The organism is Gordonia humi, from assembly GCF_014197435.1.
Taxonomy (GTDB): Bacteria; Actinomycetota; Actinomycetes; order Mycobacteriales; family Mycobacteriaceae; genus Gordonia; species Gordonia humi.
Genome location: NZ_JACIFP010000001.1, coordinates 3739063 through 3761212, shown reverse-complemented (window position 1 = coordinate 3761212; position 22150 = coordinate 3739063). Strand labels below are relative to the sequence as shown.

Annotated in this window: 22 protein-coding genes; 14 read left to right on the top strand and 8 right to left on the bottom strand. The window is 69.7% G+C overall.

Annotation, left to right across the window (positions count from 1 at the left end; translation table 11 throughout):
• Nucleotides 1-12 precede the first annotated feature (12 nt).
• Genes BKA16_RS17285 through BKA16_RS17270 form a run of 4 tightly spaced genes read left to right on the top strand, consistent with a single transcriptional unit; the run spans nucleotide 13 to nucleotide 3385 of the window.
• Nucleotides 13-1224, top strand: a complete 1212-nt coding sequence (locus BKA16_RS17285; RefSeq protein WP_183373151.1) for an ArsA family ATPase — start codon at nucleotides 13-15, stop codon at nucleotides 1222-1224.
• 41 nt (nucleotides 1225-1265) lie between these two features.
• Complete coding sequence (locus BKA16_RS17280) at nucleotides 1266-1601, top strand: hypothetical protein (RefSeq protein WP_183371833.1); 336 nt, start codon at nucleotides 1266-1268, stop codon at nucleotides 1599-1601.
• Nucleotides 1602-1618: 17 nt separating this feature from the next.
• Entirely contained in the window at nucleotides 1619-2611 is a 993-nt protein-coding gene (locus BKA16_RS17275) for an ROK family protein (protein WP_221246897.1), read from the top strand.
• Between the two features lie 54 nt (nucleotides 2612-2665).
• Nucleotides 2666-3385: a lysophospholipid acyltransferase family protein gene (locus tag BKA16_RS17270; protein ID WP_183371832.1), complete on the top strand. Its 720-nt coding sequence runs from the start codon at nucleotides 2666-2668 to the stop codon at nucleotides 3383-3385.
• 15 nt (nucleotides 3386-3400) lie between these two features.
• Here the strand turns inward: BKA16_RS17270 and BKA16_RS17265 are convergent, their stop codons facing one another.
• Nucleotides 3401-4699: a glycosyltransferase 87 family protein gene (locus tag BKA16_RS17265; RefSeq protein ID WP_183371831.1), complete on the bottom strand. Its 1299-nt coding sequence runs from the start codon at nucleotides 4697-4699 to the stop codon at nucleotides 3401-3403.
• A gap of 42 nt (nucleotides 4700-4741) precedes the next feature.
• On the opposite strand from BKA16_RS17265, the gene BKA16_RS17260 reads away from it, so the two are divergent.
• Together BKA16_RS17260 and BKA16_RS17255 are read left to right on the top strand one after the other, a co-directional pair.
• Nucleotides 4742-5242 carry a polyadenylate-specific 3'-exoribonuclease AS gene (locus BKA16_RS17260; protein WP_183371830.1) on the top strand — a complete coding sequence of 167 codons (501 nt, stop codon included), beginning with the start codon at nucleotides 4742-4744 and terminating at the stop codon, nucleotides 5240-5242.
• A gap of 10 nt (nucleotides 5243-5252) precedes the next feature.
• On the top strand, nucleotides 5253-6647 hold the full coding sequence (locus BKA16_RS17255) for a class II 3-deoxy-7-phosphoheptulonate synthase (protein WP_183371829.1): 1395 nt from the start codon (nucleotides 5253-5255) through the stop codon (nucleotides 6645-6647).
• Between the two features lie 97 nt (nucleotides 6648-6744).
• Here BKA16_RS17255 and BKA16_RS17250 read toward each other — a convergent pair whose 3' ends face one another.
• Nucleotides 6745-7974 carry a protein kinase domain-containing protein gene (locus BKA16_RS17250; protein WP_183371828.1) on the bottom strand — a complete coding sequence of 410 codons (1230 nt, stop codon included), beginning with the start codon at nucleotides 7972-7974 and terminating at the stop codon, nucleotides 6745-6747.
• 72 nt (nucleotides 7975-8046) lie between these two features.
• On the opposite strand from BKA16_RS17250, the gene BKA16_RS17245 reads away from it, so the two are divergent.
• Complete coding sequence (locus tag BKA16_RS17245) at nucleotides 8047-8415, top strand: Rv2175c family DNA-binding protein (protein WP_183371827.1); 369 nt, start codon at nucleotides 8047-8049, stop codon at nucleotides 8413-8415.
• Nucleotides 8416-8437: 22 nt separating this feature from the next.
• Here the strand turns inward: BKA16_RS17245 and BKA16_RS17240 are convergent, their stop codons facing one another.
• The 4 genes from BKA16_RS17240 to BKA16_RS17225 are packed head-to-tail and all read right to left on the bottom strand — an operon-like array spanning nucleotide 8438 to nucleotide 13456.
• Nucleotides 8438-9343, bottom strand: coding sequence for a squalene/phytoene synthase family protein (locus tag BKA16_RS17240; RefSeq protein ID WP_183371826.1), 906 nt, complete (start codon nucleotides 9341-9343; stop codon nucleotides 8438-8440).
• A complete protein-coding gene (gene mptB / locus BKA16_RS17235) occupies nucleotides 9336-10835 on the bottom strand; it encodes a polyprenol phosphomannose-dependent alpha 1,6 mannosyltransferase MptB (protein WP_183371825.1) in 1500 nt (499 codons plus the stop codon). The genes BKA16_RS17240 and mptB overlap by 8 nt, the downstream gene beginning before the upstream one ends.
• Nucleotides 10836-12350, bottom strand: coding sequence for a phytoene desaturase family protein (gene crtI / locus BKA16_RS17230; protein ID WP_183371824.1), 1515 nt, complete (start codon nucleotides 12348-12350; stop codon nucleotides 10836-10838). It abuts the gene before it with no gap.
• A complete protein-coding gene (locus BKA16_RS17225; protein ID WP_382425296.1) occupies nucleotides 12350-13456 on the bottom strand; it encodes a polyprenyl synthetase family protein in 1107 nt (368 codons plus the stop codon). Before BKA16_RS17225 ends, crtI begins: the two co-directional genes overlap by 1 nt.
• Before the next feature lie 92 nt (nucleotides 13457-13548).
• Here BKA16_RS17225 and BKA16_RS17220 point away from each other — a divergent pair, with 92 nt between their 5' ends.
• Complete coding sequence (locus BKA16_RS17220) at nucleotides 13549-14529, top strand: methylenetetrahydrofolate reductase (RefSeq protein ID WP_183371823.1); 981 nt, start codon at nucleotides 13549-13551, stop codon at nucleotides 14527-14529.
• 93 nt (nucleotides 14530-14622) lie between these two features.
• On the opposite strand, the gene BKA16_RS17215 is transcribed toward BKA16_RS17220, so the two are convergent.
• Nucleotides 14623-15441 carry an LppM family (lipo)protein gene (locus tag BKA16_RS17215; protein WP_183371822.1) on the bottom strand — a complete coding sequence of 273 codons (819 nt, stop codon included), beginning with the start codon at nucleotides 15439-15441 and terminating at the stop codon, nucleotides 14623-14625.
• Between the two features lie 29 nt (nucleotides 15442-15470).
• Nucleotides 15471-16178 carry a GNAT family N-acetyltransferase gene (locus BKA16_RS17210; RefSeq protein ID WP_183371821.1) on the bottom strand — a complete coding sequence of 236 codons (708 nt, stop codon included), beginning with the start codon at nucleotides 16176-16178 and terminating at the stop codon, nucleotides 15471-15473.
• 190 nt (nucleotides 16179-16368) lie between these two features.
• Between BKA16_RS17210 and BKA16_RS17205 the strand changes: the two genes are divergently transcribed.
• The 6 genes from BKA16_RS17205 to BKA16_RS17180 all read left to right on the top strand — a co-directional run bounded on the left by BKA16_RS17205 (nucleotide 16369) and on the right by BKA16_RS17180 (nucleotide 22136).
• The gene (locus tag BKA16_RS17205; RefSeq protein WP_183371820.1) at nucleotides 16369-16869 is read left to right on the top strand and encodes an SAV_6107 family HEPN domain-containing protein; all 501 of its coding nucleotides are present in this window, start codon (nucleotides 16369-16371) and stop codon (nucleotides 16867-16869) included.
• 53 nt (nucleotides 16870-16922) lie between these two features.
• Complete coding sequence (locus BKA16_RS17200; protein WP_183373148.1) at nucleotides 16923-17333, top strand: DUF3040 domain-containing protein; 411 nt, start codon at nucleotides 16923-16925, stop codon at nucleotides 17331-17333.
• Between the two features lie 438 nt (nucleotides 17334-17771).
• Nucleotides 17772-18209 (top strand): division/cell wall cluster transcriptional repressor MraZ, encoded by a 438-nt coding sequence (gene mraZ, locus BKA16_RS17195; RefSeq protein WP_183371819.1) that lies wholly within the window; start codon nucleotides 17772-17774, stop codon nucleotides 18207-18209.
• Between the two features lie 239 nt (nucleotides 18210-18448).
• A complete protein-coding gene (rsmH, locus tag BKA16_RS17190; RefSeq protein WP_183373147.1) occupies nucleotides 18449-19402 on the top strand; it encodes a 16S rRNA (cytosine(1402)-N(4))-methyltransferase RsmH in 954 nt (317 codons plus the stop codon).
• Between the two features lie 16 nt (nucleotides 19403-19418).
• Nucleotides 19419-20225 (top strand): cell division protein FtsL, encoded by an 807-nt coding sequence (gene ftsL, locus BKA16_RS17185; protein ID WP_183371818.1) that lies wholly within the window; start codon nucleotides 19419-19421, stop codon nucleotides 20223-20225.
• Between the two features lie 21 nt (nucleotides 20226-20246).
• Nucleotides 20247-22136 (top strand): peptidoglycan D,D-transpeptidase FtsI family protein, encoded by a 1890-nt coding sequence (locus BKA16_RS17180; RefSeq protein ID WP_183371817.1) that lies wholly within the window; start codon nucleotides 20247-20249, stop codon nucleotides 22134-22136.
• Nucleotides 22137-22150 lie beyond the last annotated feature (14 nt).

Sequence of the window (22150 nt, the reverse complement as noted above, 5' to 3'; positions counted from 1 at the left end):
ACCCCCATCCATCTGGTGCTCGGCCCCGGTGGCTCGGGCGTCTCGGTGACCGCCGCCGCCGGCGCGCTGCGCACGAACGCCCCCGCACGGTCGACGGTGCTGTCGATCGGCGACGAGCACGACACCCTCCTGATCGCCCTCGACCCGCGGTCGCAGCTGCCCGCGGCACTCGGCGTGTACCGGGTTCCCGGCGAGCCCGTCGCGGTCACCGCGGGAGTCGACCTGCTGCAGGTGGGTCAGCTCGACGTGGTCGAGGACGCGTGGGGCGAGTTCACGGCGGCACTGGCCGCGGCGATCGGCGGACGACACCTCCTGCCGGTCGTCGGCACGATCGCGTCGATCGCTCCCGGGGAGATCACCGGCCTGCCCGGCATCCAGGAGTTCCTGATGCTGCGACGGATCCGCGACGCGGCGACGAGCGGCCGGTGGCGGCGCATCGTCGTCGATCTGTCCGGAGTCGGCGACCCGTACGCGCTGCTCCGCGCACCGGTGGCCCTGTCGGCGGCGATGGAGCGGCTGTGGCCGCGGGCCACACGTCTGGCACAGGCCGCCGAGAAGCCCGCGCTGGCACAGCTGTCGGCGGCGATCGAAGGCATCGACCGCGACTGTCAGGATCTCACCGACCTGTTCGCGGACCCGCACGCGGTGGCCGGACACCTCGTCCTCGACGCGTCGGAGCGGGGCCGTCGAGCGGTGGCCGATCACGTGGCGATCGCCGAGTTGACCGCATTCCCCCTGCGGTCGGTACAGGTGAGTGCGGGCGAGTTCGGCGCGTCCACCGCGGCGGTCGCCGACGAGGTGCGCGGTCTGCTCGGCGACGATGACGTCGTCGTCGCCGAGGTGCCCTCCGGCGGAACGCTCGATCGACTGTCCCGACTGCGGCGGGTGCCGGTGCAGTTCGCCGCACCGAGCGGTCGGCCGTACGGCAGCGGTGCGATGACGGTCCGCCGGGTGTCCGGCGAGGGCGTCGACTCGGTCTTCGAACTGGCCTGGCGGCAGGGGCTGCCCGAGCCGGACCGGCTCCAGCTGGGCCGCTCCGGAGACGACCTCCTGGTGACCGTGGCGGGTTTCCGGCAGCCGATCCGGCTCCCGTCTGTCCTGCGTCGATGCCGGGTGGACGGCGCGGACTGGTCCGGTGGACGTCTGAGCGTGCGACTGCGCCCGGATCCGACGCTGTGGCCCGCCCGTCAGGGCGGCACCGGTGCGGCTCCCTCGTCCCGGTAGACTCCCACCGACGACTTTCCTCGACAGGAGCCGATTCGACGATGCCCGACGACGCGCGCGACACCCGCGCCGGAGACGCCCCAGGCGGCGATCCGGTGCAGGAGCTGCTGCTCGGATTCGCGTCGACCATCGATCAGCTCGCGGCCCTCATCGGCGGCGGACACTCCGCCGCGGCGGCCGCAGTGCTCCCGGGACCGGTGCCCGATCTCCTCGGTGAACTGGGCACGATGCTCAGCGACCTGGGCGATCTCCTGGCACGCATCCTGACCGCGTTCATCGCGGTGCTGGAGGCGATCGTCGAGGTGCTGCGGTCGGCGCCGGCCGACACGACGCGGCCGGGCACGGCCTTCGAATCGATCCCGGTGCGGATCGGGTGAGCCGGAGCGGCGAGGCGATGACCGGACAGACCGTGACCGACCTGACCGTCGGCATCGACATCGGCGGAACCAGCGTCCGCGCGTGCGTCGTCGACGCGTCGGGGCGGATCCTCGACACGTTGCGGACGGCGACGCCGTCGACGACGGAGGCGCTCGAGCACTGCCTGGATCGACTCGTCGGCGAACTGCGCGACCGATGGACGGTCGGCGCCGTCGGCCTGGCCATCGCGGGCTTCCTCACTCCGGATCGCACGATCATCCGATTCAGTCCGCACCTGGCCTGGCGCGAGGCCGCGGTGGCCGACGACATGGCCGCCCGCATCGGAATGCCCGTCTTCGCCGAGCACGACGCGAACGCCGCCGCCGTCGCCGAACTGCACTTCGGCGCCGCCGCACGCGGCCACAACACCCTGGTGCTGGCCATCGGCACGGGTATCGGCGCCGGTCTCATCCTGGGCGGGCAGATCTATCGCGGCAGCTTCGGCGTCGCGCCCGAGCTGGGGCACCTCACCGTGGTTCCGGACGGACGCCCGTGCGGCTGCGGTAAGCGCGGCTGCTGGGAGCGGTACTGCAGCGGTACCGCACTGGTCGACACCGCCGTCGAGATGCTGGCGTCCCAGGAGTTCCCGCGCAGCACGCTGGCCGCCGAATCGGATGCCGACCCCGGGTCGCTGACCGGCAGGCGAGTGGCGGCGGCCGCTGCCGACGGTGATCCCGTCGCATTGGCCGCCTACGCCGACCTCGCCCGCTGGTTGGGCCTGGGGCTGGGCATGATCGCCGACGTCTTCGACCCGGATCTGATCGTCCTCGCCGGCGGCGTCGGGGCGGCGTCCGGGCTCTTCCTCGACGACGCGCGCGAGCACTACACGACGGCGGTCACCGGCGCCGGGCACCGTCAACTGGCGAGGATCCGCGGCACCCAGTTGGGGGAGACGGCCGGCGTCATCGGGGCGGCCGAAGTGGCCCGTCAGGGACTGACGGCGATGCGCGAGGCCGCCGAAGTAAAGTGATCTGCGCGAGCGGCGAGCCGAACGGCTTCCGGTAGAAGGGAACAGGGCGTACGCATGTGGTACTTCATCTTCAAGTACATCCTCATGGGGCCCGCACTGCGGCTCATGGGTCGGCCGCGCATCGAAGGCCACGACAACATTCCGAAGGCCGGGTCGGCGCTGATCGCGTCGAACCACCTCGCCGTCGTCGACAGCTTCTATCTGCCGCTCATGGTGCGTCGCCGGATCTTCTTCCTGGCCAAGTCGGAGTACTTCACGACCCCCGGTCTCAAAGGTCGCTTCCAGAAGTGGTTCTTCTCGTCGTCGGGCCAGATCCCGATCGACCGGTCCGGGGCGAGTGCGGCGGCCGGCGCGCTGACCGCCGGTAAGCGCGTCCTCGACGGCGGCGGTCTGCTCTGCCTCTACCCGGAGGGGACGCGGTCGCCCGACGGTCGTCTGTACAAGGGCAAGACCGGTCTGGCGCGTATGGCACTGGAGACCGGCAACCCGGTGATCCCCGTCGCGATGATCGGCACCGATCGCATCAACCCGCCCGGCACCGTCCTGCCCCGGCCCACCCGGATCACGGTGAAGGTCGGCGAGCCGATGGACTTCTCCCGCTACGAGGGCATGGCGGGGAACCGCTTCATCGAACGCGCGGTCGCCGACGAGATCCAGTACGCGCTCATGCGGCTGGGCGGTCAGCAGTACGTCGACGTCTACGCGGCCAAGCTGAAGAACGACGACGGCTCATACACCAAGGCCGAAGACCTCATGGGCGACGGCGCCGCGTAGCCGCGCGCACGTTCGTCAGTCCGCGGCCGCTTGCGTGACATTGCGGTACGGCATCCGCCAGAACGCGAGCAGCATCGCGACGCCCCAGATGACGAAGGTGTTTCCGACGATGTGGTCGGCCCACGACCACCCCTGTTGGATGGGCGGGATCAACTGGAAGGGCCCGATCGCGAAGATCGCCGTGCCGACGACGGTCAGCGCGCCGTAGACGCAGCGGACACGCCGGTCGTCGGTCCGCGCCGCGAACACCAGGCAGGTCAACAGCGCCGGAACGCACCACACCCAGTGGTGCGCCCACGTCGTCGGGGAGATCAGGAAGCCCCAGACGGCGACGGTGCACGCCACCACCATCGCGTCGACACGGCCGTCGATCGCGCCGGGCGCGAACGCCTCGCGCGGGCGGGCGGCCAGCGCCGCGCCGACGGCGAGCACGGTCACGACGAGACTCGAGACGACCCAGAGGATCGACGCGGTCGACCCGCCGTCGAACAGCCGCAGCCACAGGGCGTTCAGATTCTGGTTGATCCGGCCCTCCGGTTCGCCGATGCGGCCGGTGTGGAACACGGTGTCGGTCCAGTAGGTCTTCGAGTCGTCGGGCATCCACAGCCACGCCAGTGCCGCGGCGCCGACGAAGGCGACCACGCCGACCACGACGGCCCGGACGCGCCCGGCGACGAGGAACACCGCCAGGAACACCAGCGGCGTGAGTTTGACCGCCGATGCGAGCCCGGTCAGCACACCCTGCGCCGTCGCGCCGAGGCCGCCCCGTCGTCCGACGACGAAGACGTCGACCATGATCAGGGCCATCAGGACCAGGTTGATCTGACCGAAGCCCAGGGTCATCCAGAACGGGTTGAACCACACGGTGACCGCGGACAGGATCAGGCCGAGCTGCCAGCGGTTGGCGTGATCGCCGACGTCGAGGACGTCGAAGGTCAGCTTGGTCACATAGACCAGCAGTGCGACGGTGACGATCGAGATGCCGATGCTGGTGACGGCCAACGACATCGCGCCGAGCGGCGTGAACACCAGCGCGGCGAACGGGGGATAGGTGAACGGCAGCCAGATGCCGTCCTGGGTGAACGGCAGCGATCCGTCGGCGTAGAGGCTGAGCCCCTGGTGCCAGGCCTGCCCGCCGAGTCGGTAGACGTCCATGTCGAAGCGGGTCCGCGTGCCCCAGCTGGAGGTGAACGGCACTCCGGCGATCTGCAGTGTCGACGACGCCGCGAAGACCAGGGCGGCCAGGACCGACGCGGCGGGCCCGGGACGCCAGCGGCGCAGCGCGGATTCGGCGGCACGGGTCGAAGAGGGCATACGACGATTATGGACTGACGCCTTCGCGCTACTCTTCACCCCGTGCGCTACTTCTACGACACCGAGTTCATCGAGGACGGAACGACCATCGAGTTGGTGTCGATCGGGGTGGTCGGGGAGGACGGTCGCGAGTTCTACGCGGTGTCGACCGAGTTCGACCCGGGCCGGGCGGGGCCGTGGGTCCGTGCCAACGTTCTCGACAAGCTGCCGTCGCCCGCCGACAAGGCGTGGCGTTCGCGCGAACGGATCCGCGACGACCTGCACGAGTTCCTGAGTGCGGGCGAGGGCCGAATCGAACTGTGGGCGTGGGTCGCCGCGTACGACCACGTGGTGCTCTGTCAGCTGTGGGGACCGATGACCGACCTTCCGCGCAACATGCCGCGCTACACCCGGGAACTGAAGCAGCATTGGGAGGCGGCCGGTTCGCCGAAGCTGCCGCCCGCGCCGAAGGACGCACACGATGCGCTCGCCGATGCGCGGCACAACCTCGACAAGTGGACCTCGATCGAGGCGGGCCGCTCGGGTGCCGTCGACGCAGGATAGGGTGAACGACGTGGTGAACTGGACCGTAGACGTACCCATCGAAGAACTTCCGGAGCTGCCGCCGCTGCCCGGCTCGCTCGCCCAGCGATTCGAGGACGTCCTCGCGCGCCCGGCGCTGCAGCAGCCGAACTGGCCGGAAGAAGAGGCCAGGAAGATGCGCACGGTCCTCGAGAGCGTGCCGCCGATCTGCATGCCCACCGAGGTGGAGAACCTCGCCGATCAGCTCGCCGAGGTGGCCCACGGTCGTGCGTTCCTGCTGCAGGGCGGCGACTGCGCCGAGACCTTCGCGGCGAACACCGAACCGCACATCAAGGGCAACATCCGCACCCTGCTGCAGATGGCCGTCGTCCTGACCTACGGTGCGAGCCTTCCCGTGGTCAAGGTCGCGCGTATCGCGGGGCAGTACGCCAAGCCGCGATCGGCCGACACCGACGCACTGGGTCTGCTGTCGTATCGCGGAGACATGGTCAACTCGTTGGCCGCCGACGAGGCCTCGCGCGTCCACGATCCGTCGCGTCTGGTCCGCGCCTACGCGAACGCGTCGGCGGCGATGAACCTGGTGCGCGCCCTGACCGGCGCCGAGGCGCGGCTGGCCCGCGTGCACGACTGGAACCGCGAGTTCGTGCGCACCTCGCCGGCGGGAGCCCGGTACGAGGCGCTCGCCGCCGAGATCGATCGCGGACTCAAATTCATGGACGCGTGCGGCGTCACCGATTCGAGCCTGGAGTCCGCGTCGATCTTCGCCTCCCACGAGGCACTCGTCATCGACTACGAGCGCGCGATGCTGCGGCTGGCCGACGACCCGCGCGGCGGCGACGACAAGGTCCTGTACGACCTGTCGGCGCACTTCCTGTGGATCGGCGAGCGCACCCGCCAGCTCGACGGCGCTCACGTCGCGCTGGCCAAGCTGATCAACAACCCCATCGGCATGAAGATCGGTCCGACGACGACGCCCGAGCAGGCCGTCGAGTATGTGAAGCTGCTCGACCCGGACAACCGTCCGGGCCGTCTGACGCTCGTCTCGCGGATGGGCAACGGCAAGGTCCGCGAGGTCCTTCCGGCGATCGTGCAGGCCGTCGAGGCCACCGGTCACAAGGTGATCTGGCAGTGCGATCCGATGCACGGCAACACCCACACCGCGTCGACCGGATTCAAGACCCGCCACTTCGACCGCGTCGTCGACGAGGTCCAGGGCTTCTTCGAGGTCCACCGCGCCCTCGGCACGCATCCCGGCGGCATCCACATCGAGTTGACCGGCGAGGACGTCACCGAGTGCCTCGGCGGCGCCCAGGACATCTCCGATCTCGACCTCGAGGGCCGCTACGAGACCGCTTGCGATCCGCGCCTGAACACCCAGCAGTCGCTGGAACTCGCGTTCCTCGTCGCCGAGATGCTGCGCGGCTAGACTCGCCCGGCACCCGCGGCACTCATCGACTTCGGCGGCTGTCCCGACGTCCGCGGAAGTCGCTGTCTGCCGCGGATGTCCGGTCTGCCGATCGGCGTCAGGCCAGACCCGCGCCGACGGTCCAGCCGAGGGCGGCCAGGCCCGCGGCGACGGCGGCGATCAGCAGGAACCAGACGAGCGCCGCGAGGCGGCGGCTCGGGGGCATCACATCGTCGATCCGATCGTCGTCGGGGGCGCCGCGGTGCTCGCGGAGCGCGGACCGACGAGGTTCGTCGTAATAGTCGTCGTCGGAGTAGCCGTCGCCGTATCCGTCGTCGCCGTATTCGTCGTCGAGGACGTCCTCGTCGTCGTACGGCTCACCGGGACCGGTGACCTGACGGGTCTCGGGCGGCGGGGGAGCCTGCTGCGGTCGGATCGGGCGCGCGATCGCGGCGGTGACGCGATCGGAGGCCTGCTGGGGCGCGGGCACTGTGAACGCGGGCAGGCGCAGATCGTCGACGGCGTCGAGAATCGCGTGCTGCATGGCGAAACCGTCCACGTACCGATCGTCCCGGTGACGCTCGGTGGCGCGCAGGATGATGTCGTCGAGCTGAGGCGGAACGCCGTCGATGATGTCGCCGGGGGCGGGGACGTCGAACGAGAGTCGCTGATATGCGAGCGCGAGCTGGGTGGAGCCGCTGAACGGCTGACGGCCGGTGAGCAACTCGAACAGCAGGACCCCGGCCGAGTACACGTCGCTGCGCGCGTCGATGTCGGTGGAGGACACCTGCTCCGGCGACAGATAGGCCGCGGTGCCCAGGATGACGCTGGCGGAGGTGACACCGGCCTCGGCGACGGCCCGGACCAGTCCGAAGTCGGCGACCTTGATGTCGCCGGTGTCGGAGATCAGGACGTTCTCGGGTTTGACGTCGCGGTGGACGAGACCCGCGCGATGAGCGGTCCCAAGACCGCCGAGCATCGGGATCGCGACCGAGGCGACGGCGTGCGGCGGCATCGGACCGCGCTCGCGCAGCAGCTCGCGGACGCTGCCGCCGCGCACCAGCTCCATCACGAGAAACGCGATGTCGCCGTCGATGCTCTGGTCGTAGACGGCCACGAGCCCGGGATGGCTGAGCCCGGCCACCGCACGGGCCTCGAACTCGAAGCGCCGCAGGAACTGCGGGTCGCCGACGTACCGCGAATCCATCACCTTGACGGCCACTCGACGGTGCAGTCGCAGGTCGGTGCCCACGTACACCGCGGACATGCCGCCGCGCGCGATCGGCGCGTCGATCTGGTACCGACGCTCGAGCACCCGGCCGATCAGCGGGTCGTCGGGAGTGGTCATGGTGTTCGAATCTACCCGTAACGCACGGGAAGTCGTGTGCGCCCCGCGGACGGGCGGGTAGTGTCTCTCACCGTGGGTTCCCTTCCGCTTTCCATCGACATCCTGCCCGACGACGCCGAGGCCGTGAGCCTCGACGAGGCCGCCCGCCGACTGGGCGTCTCCCTCAACCGCGTGCGGACGCTGATCCGCGACCACAACCTCCTCGCCGCCTCGCGCGGCGGACAACCGGTCGTCCCCGCCGCGTTCTTCGCGGACGACGGCGGACTGGCCAAACACTTCGAGGGGCTGGTCACCACCCTGCTCGACGGCGGATACACCCGCGACGAGGCCATGGGCTGGCTCTTCGAGCAGCAGGACGACCTCGGTCTGTGCCCGGCCGACGCTCTGCACACCCACTCCGCGCGCGAGGTCATCCGACGCGCGCAGGCGCAGGCCTTCTGAGACGACGGGCCTCGGCGCCGGCTCACCCGGTGCCGGTGCGGTGCAGGAGCGCGCCTGCCGCGTGTGCCAGTCGCGTCCGGCGCGGCACCACGGCGCGGATCCGCATGACGTCGTGATCGACGTCCTCGATGGCCCGGAGGATGTCGCCGTACGAGCGCGCGGCCGCGGAGATCGCGGGCCGCGTCGTCCGCGGCAGTCCGGCGATCGCGGGCAGCGTCCGTCGGTACTGGTCGCGGTTCACCGCGATCAGGTGCGCCAGCGCGCGGCGCAGTGCGGGACTGGTCGCGCCCCGCTCCAGATCGGCTCGCAACACGGCCTCGTCGACGCCGAAGGCCGCGAGTTCGTCGAGCGGCAGGTAGATGCGGTCGCGGTGCAGGTCCTCGGCCACGTCGCGGAGGAAGTTCGTGAGCTGGAAGGCCTCGCCGAGCAGGGCCGCGCCGTCGGCCAGCGACGGGTCGGCGCCCAGGACGGGTATCAGTTGCACTCCGATCACCGCGGCCGACCCGTACGTGTACTCCGACAGTTCGGCGAACGTCCGATAGCGGCACCGGAACGTCGGTGTGCCGGGGACGTCCATCCGCATGGACGTCAGGAACGCGTCGAAGGTGTGGATCGGGACGCGGTTCTCGTCGACGGCGACGCCCAACGCCGACAGCAGGTCGACGTCACGGCTCGACAACGCCGGCGGCGGTGCCGTCCCGGACAGCACGGCCGACAGTCCGGCGTCGAGGGCGTCGACGCGGGCCGCGGCGGCGACCGGTCCGAGTCCTCCGTCGACGGCGTCGTCGACGAGGCGGGCGAACGCGTACAGCGCGTGCACGGCGCGTCGACGGGGCCCCGGAAGCAGCAGCGAGGCGAGATAGTAGGTGCGACCGGCGTCCGCGGTGATCTCGCGGGCGGCCGCGAAACCCCGTGCCGGGTCAGCCACGGCCACGCAGCAGCGCGTCGAACCGACGCAGCCGCAACGGATCGGGACGACGCAGCGAGACCGCCGCCAGCACGCCGAGGGCCACCGCGATCAGCGACTCGACCGGCTTGTAGAACAGGATCGAGTCGTCCGGCTGGAAGACGATCAGCAGGTACACGGACACGCCGACGATCACTTGACGGGCCCACATGGGAAGGGTGAAGGCGACGACGAGCACCGTCACCCAGGTGTAGTACCAGGGGAGCGTGGACGGCTCCAGCAGCAGCACGGCGAACATCGCCCAGCACATGTACATCATCGCCGTCCGTTCGGTGGCGCGACCGCGCCACCAGAGCCAGACGAGGGCCACCACCATGACGGCTTGACCGATCGGTCGCGTCACACCGAGCACCGTGTGCAGATTGAACGTGTGGAACGGAGCGGCCAGCAGGCTGATCAGATGGGCGGCCAGATTCGGGATCGTGAACGGGTTGATGATCCGGTTGGCGAACGCCAGTCCGTTCAACCAGCCCAGTCCCAGGCCGAGGATCAGGGTGAACGCTCCGAACACGGCGGCCGGAATCGCCGCCGTCGCCGCGAACACGCCGATGCGGTCGCGGGTGCTCACCGCCCGTTCGCGACGTAGATGATCGAGCCAGATCCACACTACGAACGGGACCATCACACCGGCGGTGACCTTCAACGACACCGCTGCTCCCAACACCGCCAGACCCCAGACGTGGCGGCCGTCGAGGACCAGCATGACGCCGGCGGCGAGTACGCCCATCAGCAGCATCTCGCCGTGCGGACCGCCGACCAGGTACACCAGCAGCAGCGGATTGAGCAGAGCCAGCCACACGCCGGTCCGCCGGCTCGCACCGAAGTGCGCGGCGATGCGCGGCACCGCCCACAGCGCCAGCAGCAGACCGGGCAGCAGCACGATCCGGAACACGAAGACGCCCGCGAACACGTTCTGACCGGTCACCGCGACCACGCCCCGCGCCAGCAGCATGAACGCGGGACTGTACGGCGACGTGGTCGGCGCCCAGATCTGCGCCATCGAATCGACGATCGGACCGGGCACGTGCGCCGGACCGTCGTTGTACGGGTCGAAACCGCCGGCGAGGGCGGCGGCTTGGCCGAGGTAGGCGTACACGTCGCGGCTGAACACCGGGATCGCGAACATCAGGGGAGCGGCCCACACCAGTACCGTCGTCGACGTGGCGCGCAGGCTCATGGACTCGCGGTCGCGGCCGATCCGGACCCAGGCGATCATCATGAGTGCCGCACCCAGCCAGAACGCGATGCCCGCGAGCGTCTTGCCGTGCCCGTACGTCATCGGCGCCAGCCCCAGGTTCTCGAGCGTCGCGTCGTTGCGGGGCACATCCGCGAGTCCGTAGCTGCCGACGGTCAGCATCACCGAGCCGAGCAGACCGACCGCGGAGTCCGGGTACGCGCGCAGCAGTCGGACCGGAGACGGGCGGCGGGTGGACGTGAACGACATCTCCGACATCTACCGCGTCCCGTCGTCCCCGCGCAGCAGATCGGTGACCCGATCGGCCGCCAGCCCGCCCGACACCAGGACCGGTGGGATGCCGACGCCGGGCACCGTCGCACTTCCCGCCAGGATCAGGTTGCGGCTCGTCGGCCACACGTTGCGAGTTCGCAGCGGTCCCGTCTGGGCGGCGGTATGGGCCGCCGAGAACGGTGTGCCCGCGGGCAGCCCGGCGTCGGCCCAGGTCCTCGGATGGTCGACGCGGAGCACGCGCATCGCATCGATGCCCGGATAGCCGCGTGCGGCGAGTGTCGCGAGGATCTCGGCGACGTAGGGACCGGCCAGCACGTTCCAGTCGAGGTCGGCCGACTCCAGATTCGGCGTCGGGGCCAGGACCGACACCGATTCGGCGCCGTCGGCGATGAAGGTGTCCGGATCGCCGACCGCACCGCGGGTGATCAGGAACGAGCCGTCGGACATCAGCCGACCGCGTCGGCCGGTGATCTCGGCGAAGGTCTGCGTCCAGGCCCGCCCGAAGTCGACGGTGTGGTGGCCCGACCGCCACGTGTCGGTGGCCCCCACCGGCAGCACCCCGTGCACGACGACGGCGCTGGGCGAGTATCGGAGCCGACGACGCGGCCGCTCGTCCGCCAGTCGCGCGACGGCGTCGCGTTCGGCGGTCGCGACCACCGCGTCGACGGCGATCGTGTCGTCGTCGGTCACCACCGCGGTCACCGTGCCGTCGTGGTCACGGCGCAGAGCGCGGACGGTGGTTCCGTAGACGATCTCGACGTCCGCGTCGACCAGGGCGTCGGCGATGACGCGGCCGACCCGTCCCATGCCGCCCGCGGGGGCCGACACGCCGCGCCCGATGTCCATGTCGGCGATGATCGCGTAGATCGCGCGCGCACGGTGCGGTGGAACACCCGCGTAGAGCGCCTGAAACGTGAATGCGCGCTGCAGCCGCTCGTCGTCGACGAATCGCGACACCGCGCCGGTCAGACCGCCGAGCGTGCGCAGCCGAACGAGTCGGGCGGCGGCCCGGCGGGTCCGGGCGTCGACCAGACCGGTCGGGTCGAAGTTCCGGTCGATGAACGTGTCGAACTCGGCGTCGTAGACACGGCGCAGCCAGCCGAGGAGATCGGCGGCGCCGGCGCCCGCACGGGCGCCGAGCGCCTCGGCGACCGCATCGGGGACGGCGGCGGCGTCGTGGGGGATCGACAGCGATGCGCCGTCGGCGTAGTTCATCACGTAGCTCGGGTCCACCGGCGCCGCGGCGAGGCGGTCGAGCGCCTCGCGCGCGGACACACCGAGCTGCGTCACCGTGTCGACGATCAGCGACGGCATCGTCAGGACCGTGGCTCCGGTGTCGAAGCGGTGCCCGCCGATCGTCTCCGTGCGGACGAGCCCGCCCGGGACGTCGCCGGTCTCGAACACCGTGACGTCGACTCCGTGCGCGCGGAGTCGGGCGGCGGCGGCCAGTCCGGCGAGTCCCGCGCCGATCACCGCGATGTGCGGCGTCCGGGCGGGCATCAGCTGGTCCGGTCGGTGATGCGGTGCGCCAGCGTCCGCAGTCCGGCGCGGGCGTCCTCGTCGCAGTCGAGCGCATCGATCCGGGCCAGCCCGGAGTCGCGGCGCCGGGCGATCTGACGCTCCATCTCGGCGACGGCGCCCGATTCGGTCAGGACCGCGCGGACAGCGGCGATCTCCGCGTCCGCGAGCGGCCTGCCGATGCCGCTGCGGAGCGTGCGCGCACCGGTCTCGTCGGCCTGTGCGAGACCGGCCGCGAGCAGCGCGGTCCGCTTGCCCGCGACCAGGTCGTCGCCCGAGGGCTTACCGGTCTCGGCGGGATCGCCGAAGACGCCGAGGAGATCATCGCGCAGTTGGAACGCGATGCCCAGATCTATGCCGATGCCGTGGAGCTCGGCGCGCAGTGATTCGTCGGCGCCGCCGAGCGTGGCGCCCAGCTCCAACGGCCGGGCGACGGTGTAGGCGGCCGTCTTATAGGTCATCACCTGTTCGGCGGCGGTCACCGACTCGTCGCCGGACGCCTCGTTGGTGACGTCGAGGAACTGGCCGGCGAGCACCTCGGTGCGCATCTGGGACCAGACCGCCGTCGCCGCGAACGGAACCGGCCGATCGGGGCCGGGCTGCGCGCCGACCGCCGTCGGGAGCGCTCCGTGGAACAGATCGTCGGCCCACGCGAGGGCCAGGTCGCCGACGAGGATCGCGGCGCTGTCCCCGAAATGGCGTGCGTCGCCGTCCCAGCCGCGGTCGCGATGAAGAGCTTCGAAGCGACGGTGGACGGTCGGCCTCCCGCGCCGGGTGTCCGACCGGTCGAGGATGTCGTCGTGCACCAGCGCGCAGGCCTGGATCAACTCGATGGCGGCGCACACGCGCAGTGCCTCACGCTCCGCGTCCGGTGTTTTACTCATCGTGATTTTATCTCCGGCGCACTGCCGACCCGCGTAGACGAACAGCGGGCGGATGCGCTTGCCGCCGGTCATCACGAATGCCCGCAGCGCCTGGCCCTTGTCGATCACACTCGGATGAATCGACTCGAGAATCGGCGCGGTGGCCTGGAAGAACTCGTCCAGGACCTCGTCGACGGCGACCGGCACATCCATCAGATTGACCACGGCGCTCACCCTACCGGGACCTCGTCAAGTGACCGACCACACGGCCGGGCTCGGTGGAGGCTCGTCGAGCGACCGCCGGCGGCGCGCTCCGTATGATTTCTAGCGTGAGTGAAGCCACTGCCTCTGCGACCGCCCGCGCGGGCGCGCGATCGGTCATCGAAGCGATCGCCGCCCCGCACGACGGCCCCGTGCCGTTCTCCGTCGAGTTCTTTCCGCCGAAGGACGCCGACGCCGAAGCCCGGCTCTGGCGTGCCGTGCGGATCTTCGAGCGAATGAACCCGGCCTTCGTCTCGTTGACCTACGGGGCGGGCGGCTCCACCCGGGACCGCACCGTCCGCATCGCGGGTGAACTCGCCACCGAGACCACCCTGCTCACCATCGCGCATCTGACCGCGGTGAATCACAGCGTCGGCGAACTGCGCGCGCTGGTCGGCGCCTACGCGGACAAGGGCATTGTGAATCTCCTCGCGCTGCGCGGCGATCCGCCCGGCGATCCGCTGGGGGAGTGGGTCAAGCATCCCGACGGCGTCGAATACGCCGCCGAACTCGTCGAACTGATTCGCGACCTCGGTGACTTCCACGCCGGCGTCGCGTCGTTCCCGGAGGGACACCATCGTGCCCCCGACCTGGTCGCCGACACCGACAACCTGGTCCGCAAGCTGCGTGCGGGCGCCGAGTACTCGGTGACCCAGGTGTTCTTCGACGTCGACGACTACCTGCGCCTGCGTGACCGCGTCGTCGCCGCCGACCCCGAGCAGGGCGCGAAACCGATCATCCCGGGACTGATGCCGATCACCTCGCTGGCCAGCGCCCGTCGGATGACCGAACTGTCGGGCAGCACCATTCCGCGTGACGTCGAGGAACGGCTGATGCGCGCGGCGGGCGACGGCCCCGAGGAGGACCGCGCCGCGATCCGGGCCGTCGGCATCGACCTGTGCACGGAGGCCGCCGAACGTCTCGTCGCCGAGGGCGCACCGTGTCTGCACTTCTGCAGCCTGAACTTCGCCAAGGCGACCAGTGAGGTCCTCGACCGCATCGGCGTCGACACCCGGGGCGCCTTCGCGGCCGTCTGATCCTCCGCGGATCGACACCCGTCACGCGTCGCCGTCCCTCCCGACGTCCGTCGGCGTCGATCGTCCGTCGGCGTCGATCCGGGCTCGGGCGGGCTACACGTCGTAGGGGTCGGACTCGTCCTTGGAGACCTTGTCGGCCACCTTCTGCAGCGGCGTCGGCAGCGGCTTGGAGGTGAGGACGCGCCCGGGACGCGGACTGTTGTCGCGGTTCTTGTATGCGGCGACGACGATGAAGACCACGACCGCGGCGCACAGCAGCAGCATGAACCATGTCCAACTCGGCACGGCCGCCGTCGCGGGGTCGGCGTACTCGGAGTCGGCGTTGAACTCGGTGGTCTGCCCGGGCGTCGGGAACCAGGTGACCGTCGAGTCGCCGGTCTGCTGACCGTTGGTGGCGACCACCGGGCCCGCGAAGTCGACGGTGATCGAGACGAACGTCGTCTTCGGATCCAGTTCACCGAGTGCGCTGGAGCCGCGGAGGCGGACGTAGTCGCCGCTGCGCGTCACCTTGAGGTCCATCGTCGCGGCCTGATCGGGAAGAGCTGCGGCGATGATCGAGCCGAGCTGACCGAACTGTCCGGTCGAGAGGTGATCGAACGACAGTTGCGCCCCGGTCTTGCCGTCGGCGGTCGGCGCGACCGCACCGGGTTCGGGGTCGGTCGGTTCCGGAGCCTTCGGTGCGGGGGCGGCGTCCTGCGACGGGAACTCGGCAGACCAGACCTGGGCGCCCAACGACGCCGGTATGTCGAACGACGGAGTCGTCGGCCCCGAGTCGGGACTGGTGGCCACGAGGACTCGACCGGAGAACTGATCGCCCACCGTCGTGGACTTGGTCATGCAACCCGACAGGACGGGGACCAGCGCGAGCAGCGCGGCGATGGCGAGGATCGGGACGCGGCGCAGTGACTTCACGGTGTCATCGTGCCAGAGGAGGTCGCGGATCAGCGGCGCGACACGGACTCCGGCGATGTGGCCAGTGGCAGCGAACGCCCGAGGAATGCGAACGGTCGTGGGTCGCCGACGAACGTGAACCGGCGCAGGACGTCGGTGAAACCCAGCCGTCGGTACAGCGCCCACGCACGGTTCTCCTCGTACGGGACCTCGGGTGTGGAGAGCAGCACCGTCGATTCCGGTCGGTCGGCCAGCAGCGCGGTCAACAGTCGTTCCCCGATGCCGCGGCCCTGCGCGAGGGGATGGACGTGCAACTCGGTCAGTTCGAAGTAGTCGGCGGTCACCGCGGTGATCTCGTCCGGGCTGCGGCCCGCGCGGCGCAGCCCGGACCGGAGCTGCTGATTCCACCACTGATCCCGCGCACCGTGATAGCCGTAGGCCACACCCACCAGGATCTCTCGCTCGCCTCCGGTGAGCCGGTCGATGCGCAGACGGCTCAGCCCGGGGCGCAGCGCGTCCATCGTGGAGACACGGGTGACCGCGCCGACCGCGAACCAGCCCTGCCGCGCGATGTGGTCGCGCCAGAGCGGAATGCGGTGCGCTTCGGTGCTTCGCGGATAGTTCATCGCCGTCACATAGGTGTGCACGGCGGGGTCGAGCCACAGATGGGCGTCCTCGGGGCGCAGGGCGACGAGGCGGAAAGGGGACGGTGCGGTCACGGCTGGACCCTCCCTCGTCGTGGGCCGGTGCTCGCGCATCGGTGTCGCCGGAATTCTCTTCGCCAGACATTAGGGCATGGCCTCGGGGCGGGATGCGCGAGGCGTCCGCCTGGTCGTCGTGCGGTGGAACCGGATGCGGTGCGACGAAAATGTCAGAGGCTCATGACACCGTCTGTCTCAACAGACCGGACGAACGCGTGCCGGACGTGAGAAAGCAGGTGACGACACGATGACACAGCCCATGCGAGCACAGACGCACTACACAGTCGACGAGCGAGTCGTGCTCCGAAGCCGCGATCTGCTGGAACGGGCCGAGGCTCTGTTCGACGACGCATCGAAGATCACCGATGACGAACCCGAGCGTTTCCGGGTGTTCTACCTCGCGGCTATTCGCGCCGCCGGAGCCGTCCTCGCCGTGCACGAGCCCGCGGGCCCGGTGCGTCGCCGCCGCGACGCGCGCGACGCATGGAGTCGGATCCGCGCCGTGGCACCCGAGGCGCACGATCTCGCCGAGTACTTCGGCGGTCTGTCGGCCATGCGTGCGAAGGTCGAGTCGGGCCTGGTCCGGACGATCGACCCGACGATGTGCGCGCGCGTCGAACGCCGCGCGATGGAGTTCCTCGACGTGGCGGACGCCACCCTCTTGGCGTACGAACAAGGGAAGATCGGACATCGACGACGTACTTCCGCTACCGGAGGTGGTCGCCGCGGCGATCTGCTCGTATCATGAGTTATAACTGGGCATTGACAGATGACGCCCGGACGACCAGCGAGGGAGGGATGGTGCCGCTTTCCGAGCACGAGCAGCGCATGCTCGACGAAATTGAAAGCGCGCTCTACGCCGAGGATCCGAAGTTCGCCTCGAGCGTGACCAAGAAGCGCGTAGGCCGTCCGACGGCGCGTCGCCGACTCATCGCGATCCTGGGGTTCTTGATCGGCCTGGCGATGCTGGTGGGTGGTCTGATGGTGGACTTCGACATCGGCGGTCTCAAGATCTTGAGTTTCGCCGGTTTCCTCGTCATGTTCGCTTCGGCGGCTTTCGGGCTTCTCTCGTCGGGGCGCGGCGGGGCCGCGGCCGAGCCCGGTCAGTCCGGATCGAGGGGCGGCACGAAGTCGACGGGCGGCGGCAAGCCGTCGTTCAGTGAACGGATGGAGTCGCGATTCCAGCGACGATTCGATCAGGACGATCACTGACATCTGCGTCGTCACGAACTCCGTCGCCCACAACTGACACGAACTGAATAGACGATCTCCGTCAGGGGGTCGCATCGCTTCCGAAAGGCAGCGATGCGACCCCCTGACGCATATGTGCCCCACAACGTCCCACCCCGGTTCCCCACAACGCCCCACCCCGGCTCCCCACCTTCCCCCACTGTGATGATCGCCGTGGTCTCTGTAGCCACTCAACTGGTGTTTTGTCTCGTGAATAACGGCCGACGCGCGCGGACACGCGATGAGAAATCTGAGAATCCCCACCCAAGAAACCTCTATGACCTGCATTTTCACTGCATTGTGGAGGAATGGTGGGGTGTAAGGGGTGGAAAGTGGTGGGAAGTGGGGTACTGTGGGCATCACTGGGCGAGGGGGAGACCGGAACCACCGAAACCCAGGACCGGGTGAGGAGGTGCCGACATGGCTCGCTTCGTCGGCACGTACACACCCAAACTCGACGACAAAGGGCGCCTCACAGTGCCCGCGAAGTTCCGAGAAGCACTGTCAGGAGGAGTCATGGTCACGCGAAGCCAGGATCACAGCCTGTCGGTGTATCGAGCCGAAGAGTTCGACGCCATCGCGGACAAGGCCGTGGCCGCCTCGCGGAATGATCCCGAAGCGCGAGCCTTCCTGCGGTACTTCTTCGCAGGCGCCGACGAGCAACGGCTCGACGGACAGGGGCGCGTGAGCCTCTCGGCGGAGCACCGCACGTACGCGGAGCTCTCCAAGGAGTGTGTGGTGATCGGCTCGTACGACCACCTCGAGATCTGGGACGCGCAGAAGTGGCGCGAGTACCAGGACGCTCACGAGGAGGCGTTCTCCAGCGCAGGCTCGGCGGCACTGGACTCGATCCTCTAGCGAGTGAGACGAACGAACCGAAGACGACGAGGAGACCCTGCGGTGAGATGAGGCCTCGGCCCGATCGACCCTGACGTACTTCCCCAACGCCAGGTGCGCTCGGGCGGGGACCCCGCCTCACCGCAGAGTCGTCTCGCAGGCCGCACAGCGGCAGACGCACGCAGGAACGACATCAGCACTCGAGGGGAGGGCGCTACGTGAACGACCGTCAGCACGGCGAACACGGACACGTGCCGGTGATGGCCGAGCGGATGTTCGGACTCCTGGCGCCCGCCCTCACCGGCGGCTCCGACGACGCGAGCGGTGCCGTGCTCGTCGACGGCACGCTCGGGGCGGGCGGCCACGCCGAATACTTCCTCGATCGGCTCGACGGACTCACCGTGCACGCGATCGACCGCGACACCTCGGCCATCGACATCGCGCGGGAGCGTCTCGACCGTTTCGGCGACCGCGTGGTCTTCCACCACGCCCGCTACGACGAGATCGGCGACGTGGCCGCGGCCGCCGGCCTCACCGCAGTCGAGGGCGTCCTGCTCGACCTGGGCGTGTCCTCGATGCAGCTCGACCGCGCCGACCGCGGGTTCGCCTACGCCGTCGACGCGCCGCTGGACATGCGGATGAACTCCGACGACGAGTTGACCGCGGCCGATGTGCTCAACACCTACGATCACGGTGCGCTCGCGCGGGTGCTCAGCGAATACGGTGAGGAGCGCTTCGCCGGGAAGATCGCCTCCGCGGTCTTACGCGAACGCGCCGTCGAACCGTTCGCCACGAGCGGACGCCTCGTGGAACTGCTGTACGCGACGATTCCGGCCGCCACCCGGCGGACCGGCGGACATCCCGCCAAACGCACCTTCCAGGCCCTGCGCATCGAGGTGAACCGAGAACTCGAGTCCCTGCGCGCCGTGATCCCGGCGTCGCTGGACCTGCTCGCGGTCGGCGGACGTCTGGCGGTGATGAGCTATCAGTCGCTCGAGGATCGGATCGTCAAGCGCGATTTCGCGCAGGCGGTCCGTAACACCACACCCGCCGGTCTGCCGGTCGACCTGCCCGGCACGGCCGCTCGATTCGCGCTGGTCACACGCGGGGCCGAGCAGGCGGACGACGGTGAACGAGAAGCGAATCCGCGGTCGGCGCCGGTCCGAATCCGGGCCATCGAGCGCGTCGCCGAAGACATAGGGGGACGACGGTGAACGAAGGGGGACCGCGGTGAGCACAGTGCTCGACGACCGCAAGACGACGCCCGGTGTCCGAGGTCGGGGTGCTCAGCGCCCGACCCGGAGCCGACGGTCGGGAGGATCCGCGACCGAACGTGCCACCCGATCGAAGGCCGCGCAGCGCGCTCTCGCCCGCCGTGAACGCAGGGGGACGCCAGTCGGCGCGGCGGCGACTCTGCGCGGTCGCCGGATCCGCGGAGTGCCGCTGGTGTACCCGGTGCTGCTGCTCATCGTCGGCGCCCTCGGTCTCACCCTGTACTTGACGACGAAGTCGGCTCAGGACTCGTACGCGCTCGACGCGATGCGCAAGGAGAATCAGAGCCTGCAGGACAAGCGGGACAATCTGCAGCGACAGTTCGATCAGAGCGACTCGGCGGCCGAGATCGGCAAGAAGGCCGCGGCTCTCGACATGGTGCCCGCCGACGGCGCCGTGCAGATCGTCATCGGTGCGGACGGTAAGGCCCGTCGGGTCGGCGAGGCGAAGACCTCCGACGGCAAGGTCCTGCCCGATCTGAACCCGGCGCCCGATCCGGTCAAGGAGATCGACACCGACAAGGTGGACGATTCGGAGGGGCTCGGCGACTCCGGCTCGTCGCAGCAGACGTCGACGCAGGCGGCACCGTCGACTTCGACGCCCGCACCGACCTCGGATCCGACGTCCCAGGCACCCGCGCCGTCGGATCGACCCGCGACCAATGTCCGGCCCGCCGACCCGGGGCGCCGCGTGAGCGCACCGCGGACGGACGTCACGCCGCCCGTCTCCGCCACGCCGACGCCCAATACCCGATCTGTGCGCTGACGCGGGGGAGAATCGACGATCATGACCCGATCCCGTTCCGTGCGTCCGCCGGCGCCCCGACCGGGTGGTCGTTCGACGGTCGGCTCCACGCCGCCTCCACCGCCACCCGACGACGATCGCATCGCCGAGCTGGACACCGCACCGTCCCGGCGGTTCATCGGCCGCCAGCGGATGATGTGGATCGTCGTCGCTCTGGCATGTGTGCTGGTCGCGGGCCGGATGGCGTACGTTCAGCTGATCGCGGCCGATTCGATATCGGCGCAGGCCGCGCAGCAGCGCACCGTGACGAATGTGCTGCACGCCACCCGCGGATCGATCGTCGACCGCAACGGCCGCCTGCTGGCGCACACCGATGACGCGCGCGCCCTGACATTCCAGCCGAAGTCGGTGCGCAAGTCGATCGCCGAGGAGCATGCGAAGGACGAGTCGCTGCCCGACGTCGACACCCGACTCAAGCAGATCGCCGACGGCGTCTCGTCGGCTCTCGGCGGCAGCATCAAGTCCGAGGACCTGCTCGCCGAGTTCAAGTCCGACAAGGACTTCGTCTACCTGGCTCGATCGATCGATCCGGAGCAGGCCAAGGCCATCATGAACGACTTCCCCGAGGTGGGTTCCGAACCGCAGAGCGTGCGGGTCTACCCGGGCGGCTCGCTGGCGGCGAACATCGTCGGCGACGTCAACTACGACGGCAACGGTGCCGAAGGGCTCGAGTCGTCGATGGACGCCGTGCTCGCGGGTACCGACGGCACCGAGACCTACGACCAGGGCCGCGACGGCACGGTGATCCCGGGCAGCACCCGCAACGTGCACCCGGCGGTCGACGGGAAGACGGTGCACCTGACGATCGACTCCGACGTCCAGTGGTTCGTTCAGACGCAGGTCAACATGGCCAAGAAGGCGTCCGGAGCCAACAACGTCTCGGCCGTGGTGCTCGACAGCAGGACCGGCGAGGTGGTCGCGATGGCCAACGACGGCACCTTCAATCCGGCACTGCCGTTCGACGAGCAGGGCGACGCCGATCGAGGCAACCGCTCGGTCACCTCCCCGTTCGAACCCGGATCGGTCAACAAGATCGTCACCGCGTCCGCGGCCATCCAGTACGGGGTCACCAACCCGAACGAGGTCCTGCAGGTTCCCGGTTCGATCCGCATGTCCGGAATCACCGTGAACGACGCCTGGGAGCACGGCACCGCGCCGTACACGACGACCGGCATCTTCGGTAAGTCGTCGAACGTCGGCACCCTCATGCTGGCGCAGCGCGTCGGCGAGCAGCGCTTCGCGGACATGCTCGAGAAGTTCGGTCTCGGCACGGCCACCGGCGTCGGGCTGCCCGCCGAGAGTCCCGGCGCGGTCCCGGCACTGAGCCAGTGGTCGGGCGGCTCGTTCGCCAACCTGCCCATCGGCCAGGGACTGTCGATGACCCTGCTGCAGATGACCTCGATGTACCAGGCGATCGCCAACGACGGGGTGCGAATCCCCCCGCGGATCATCGCCGACGGCGATCGGCCCGACTCGGTCCGCGTGGTGTCGCCGCAGACCGCGCACACGGTGCGCGACATGTTCCGCGCGGTGATGCAGGGCGACGACGGCGGCCCCCAGCAGGGCACCGGCGCCTCCGGAGCGATCGCCGGCTACCAGACGTCCGGCAAGACCGGCACGGCGCAGCAGGTCGATCCCAAGTGCAACTGCTATTCGCGGTCGAGCTACAACATCACGTTCGCGGGCATTCTGCCCGCCGACGACCCCCGCTACGTGGTCGGCATCATGATGGACAACCCGGTCCGCAGTTCCGACGGATCGGGCGGTCAGAGTGCCGCACCGCTGTTCGGCACCATCGGCGAATGGCTGCTGCAGCACGAACGTGTGCCCTACTCGCCCGAGCCCGCACCGCGACTACGTCTGCAGTCCTGAACCGCCTCGAGCAC

Bases quoted from the DNA above. Each gene is read 5' to 3' on its own strand.
- BKA16_RS17220 (WP_183371823.1), top strand. From the start codon at position 13,549: ATGATTTCTAGCGTGAGTGAAGCCACTGCCTCTGCGACCGCCCGCGCG.
- BKA16_RS17265 (WP_183371831.1), bottom strand. From the start codon at position 4,699: ATGCCCTCTTCGACCCGTGCCGCCGAATCCGCGCTGCGCCGCTGGCGT.
- mptB (WP_183371825.1), bottom strand. From the start codon at position 10,835: ATGTCGGAGATGTCGTTCACGTCCACCCGCCGCCCGTCTCCGGTCCGA.
- BKA16_RS17280 (WP_183371833.1), top strand. From the start codon at position 1,266: ATGCCCGACGACGCGCGCGACACCCGCGCCGGAGACGCCCCAGGCGGC.
- crtI (WP_183371824.1), bottom strand. From the start codon at position 12,350: ATGCCCGCCCGGACGCCGCACATCGCGGTGATCGGCGCGGGACTCGCC.
- BKA16_RS17210 (WP_183371821.1), bottom strand. From the start codon at position 16,178: ATGCGCGAGCACCGGCCCACGACGAGGGAGGGTCCAGCCGTGACCGCA.
- BKA16_RS17250 (WP_183371828.1), bottom strand. From the start codon at position 7,974: ATGACCACTCCCGACGACCCGCTGATCGGCCGGGTGCTCGAGCGTCGG.
- BKA16_RS17205 (WP_183371820.1), top strand. From the start codon at position 16,369: ATGACACAGCCCATGCGAGCACAGACGCACTACACAGTCGACGAGCGA.
- rsmH (WP_183373147.1), top strand. From the start codon at position 18,449: ATGGCCGAGCGGATGTTCGGACTCCTGGCGCCCGCCCTCACCGGCGGC.
- mraZ (WP_183371819.1), top strand. From the start codon at position 17,772: ATGGCTCGCTTCGTCGGCACGTACACACCCAAACTCGACGACAAAGGG.
- BKA16_RS17270 (WP_183371832.1), top strand. From the start codon at position 2,666: ATGTGGTACTTCATCTTCAAGTACATCCTCATGGGGCCCGCACTGCGG.
- BKA16_RS17275 (WP_221246897.1), top strand. From the start codon at position 1,619: ATGACCGGACAGACCGTGACCGACCTGACCGTCGGCATCGACATCGGC.
- BKA16_RS17180 (WP_183371817.1), top strand. From the start codon at position 20,247: ATGACCCGATCCCGTTCCGTGCGTCCGCCGGCGCCCCGACCGGGTGGT.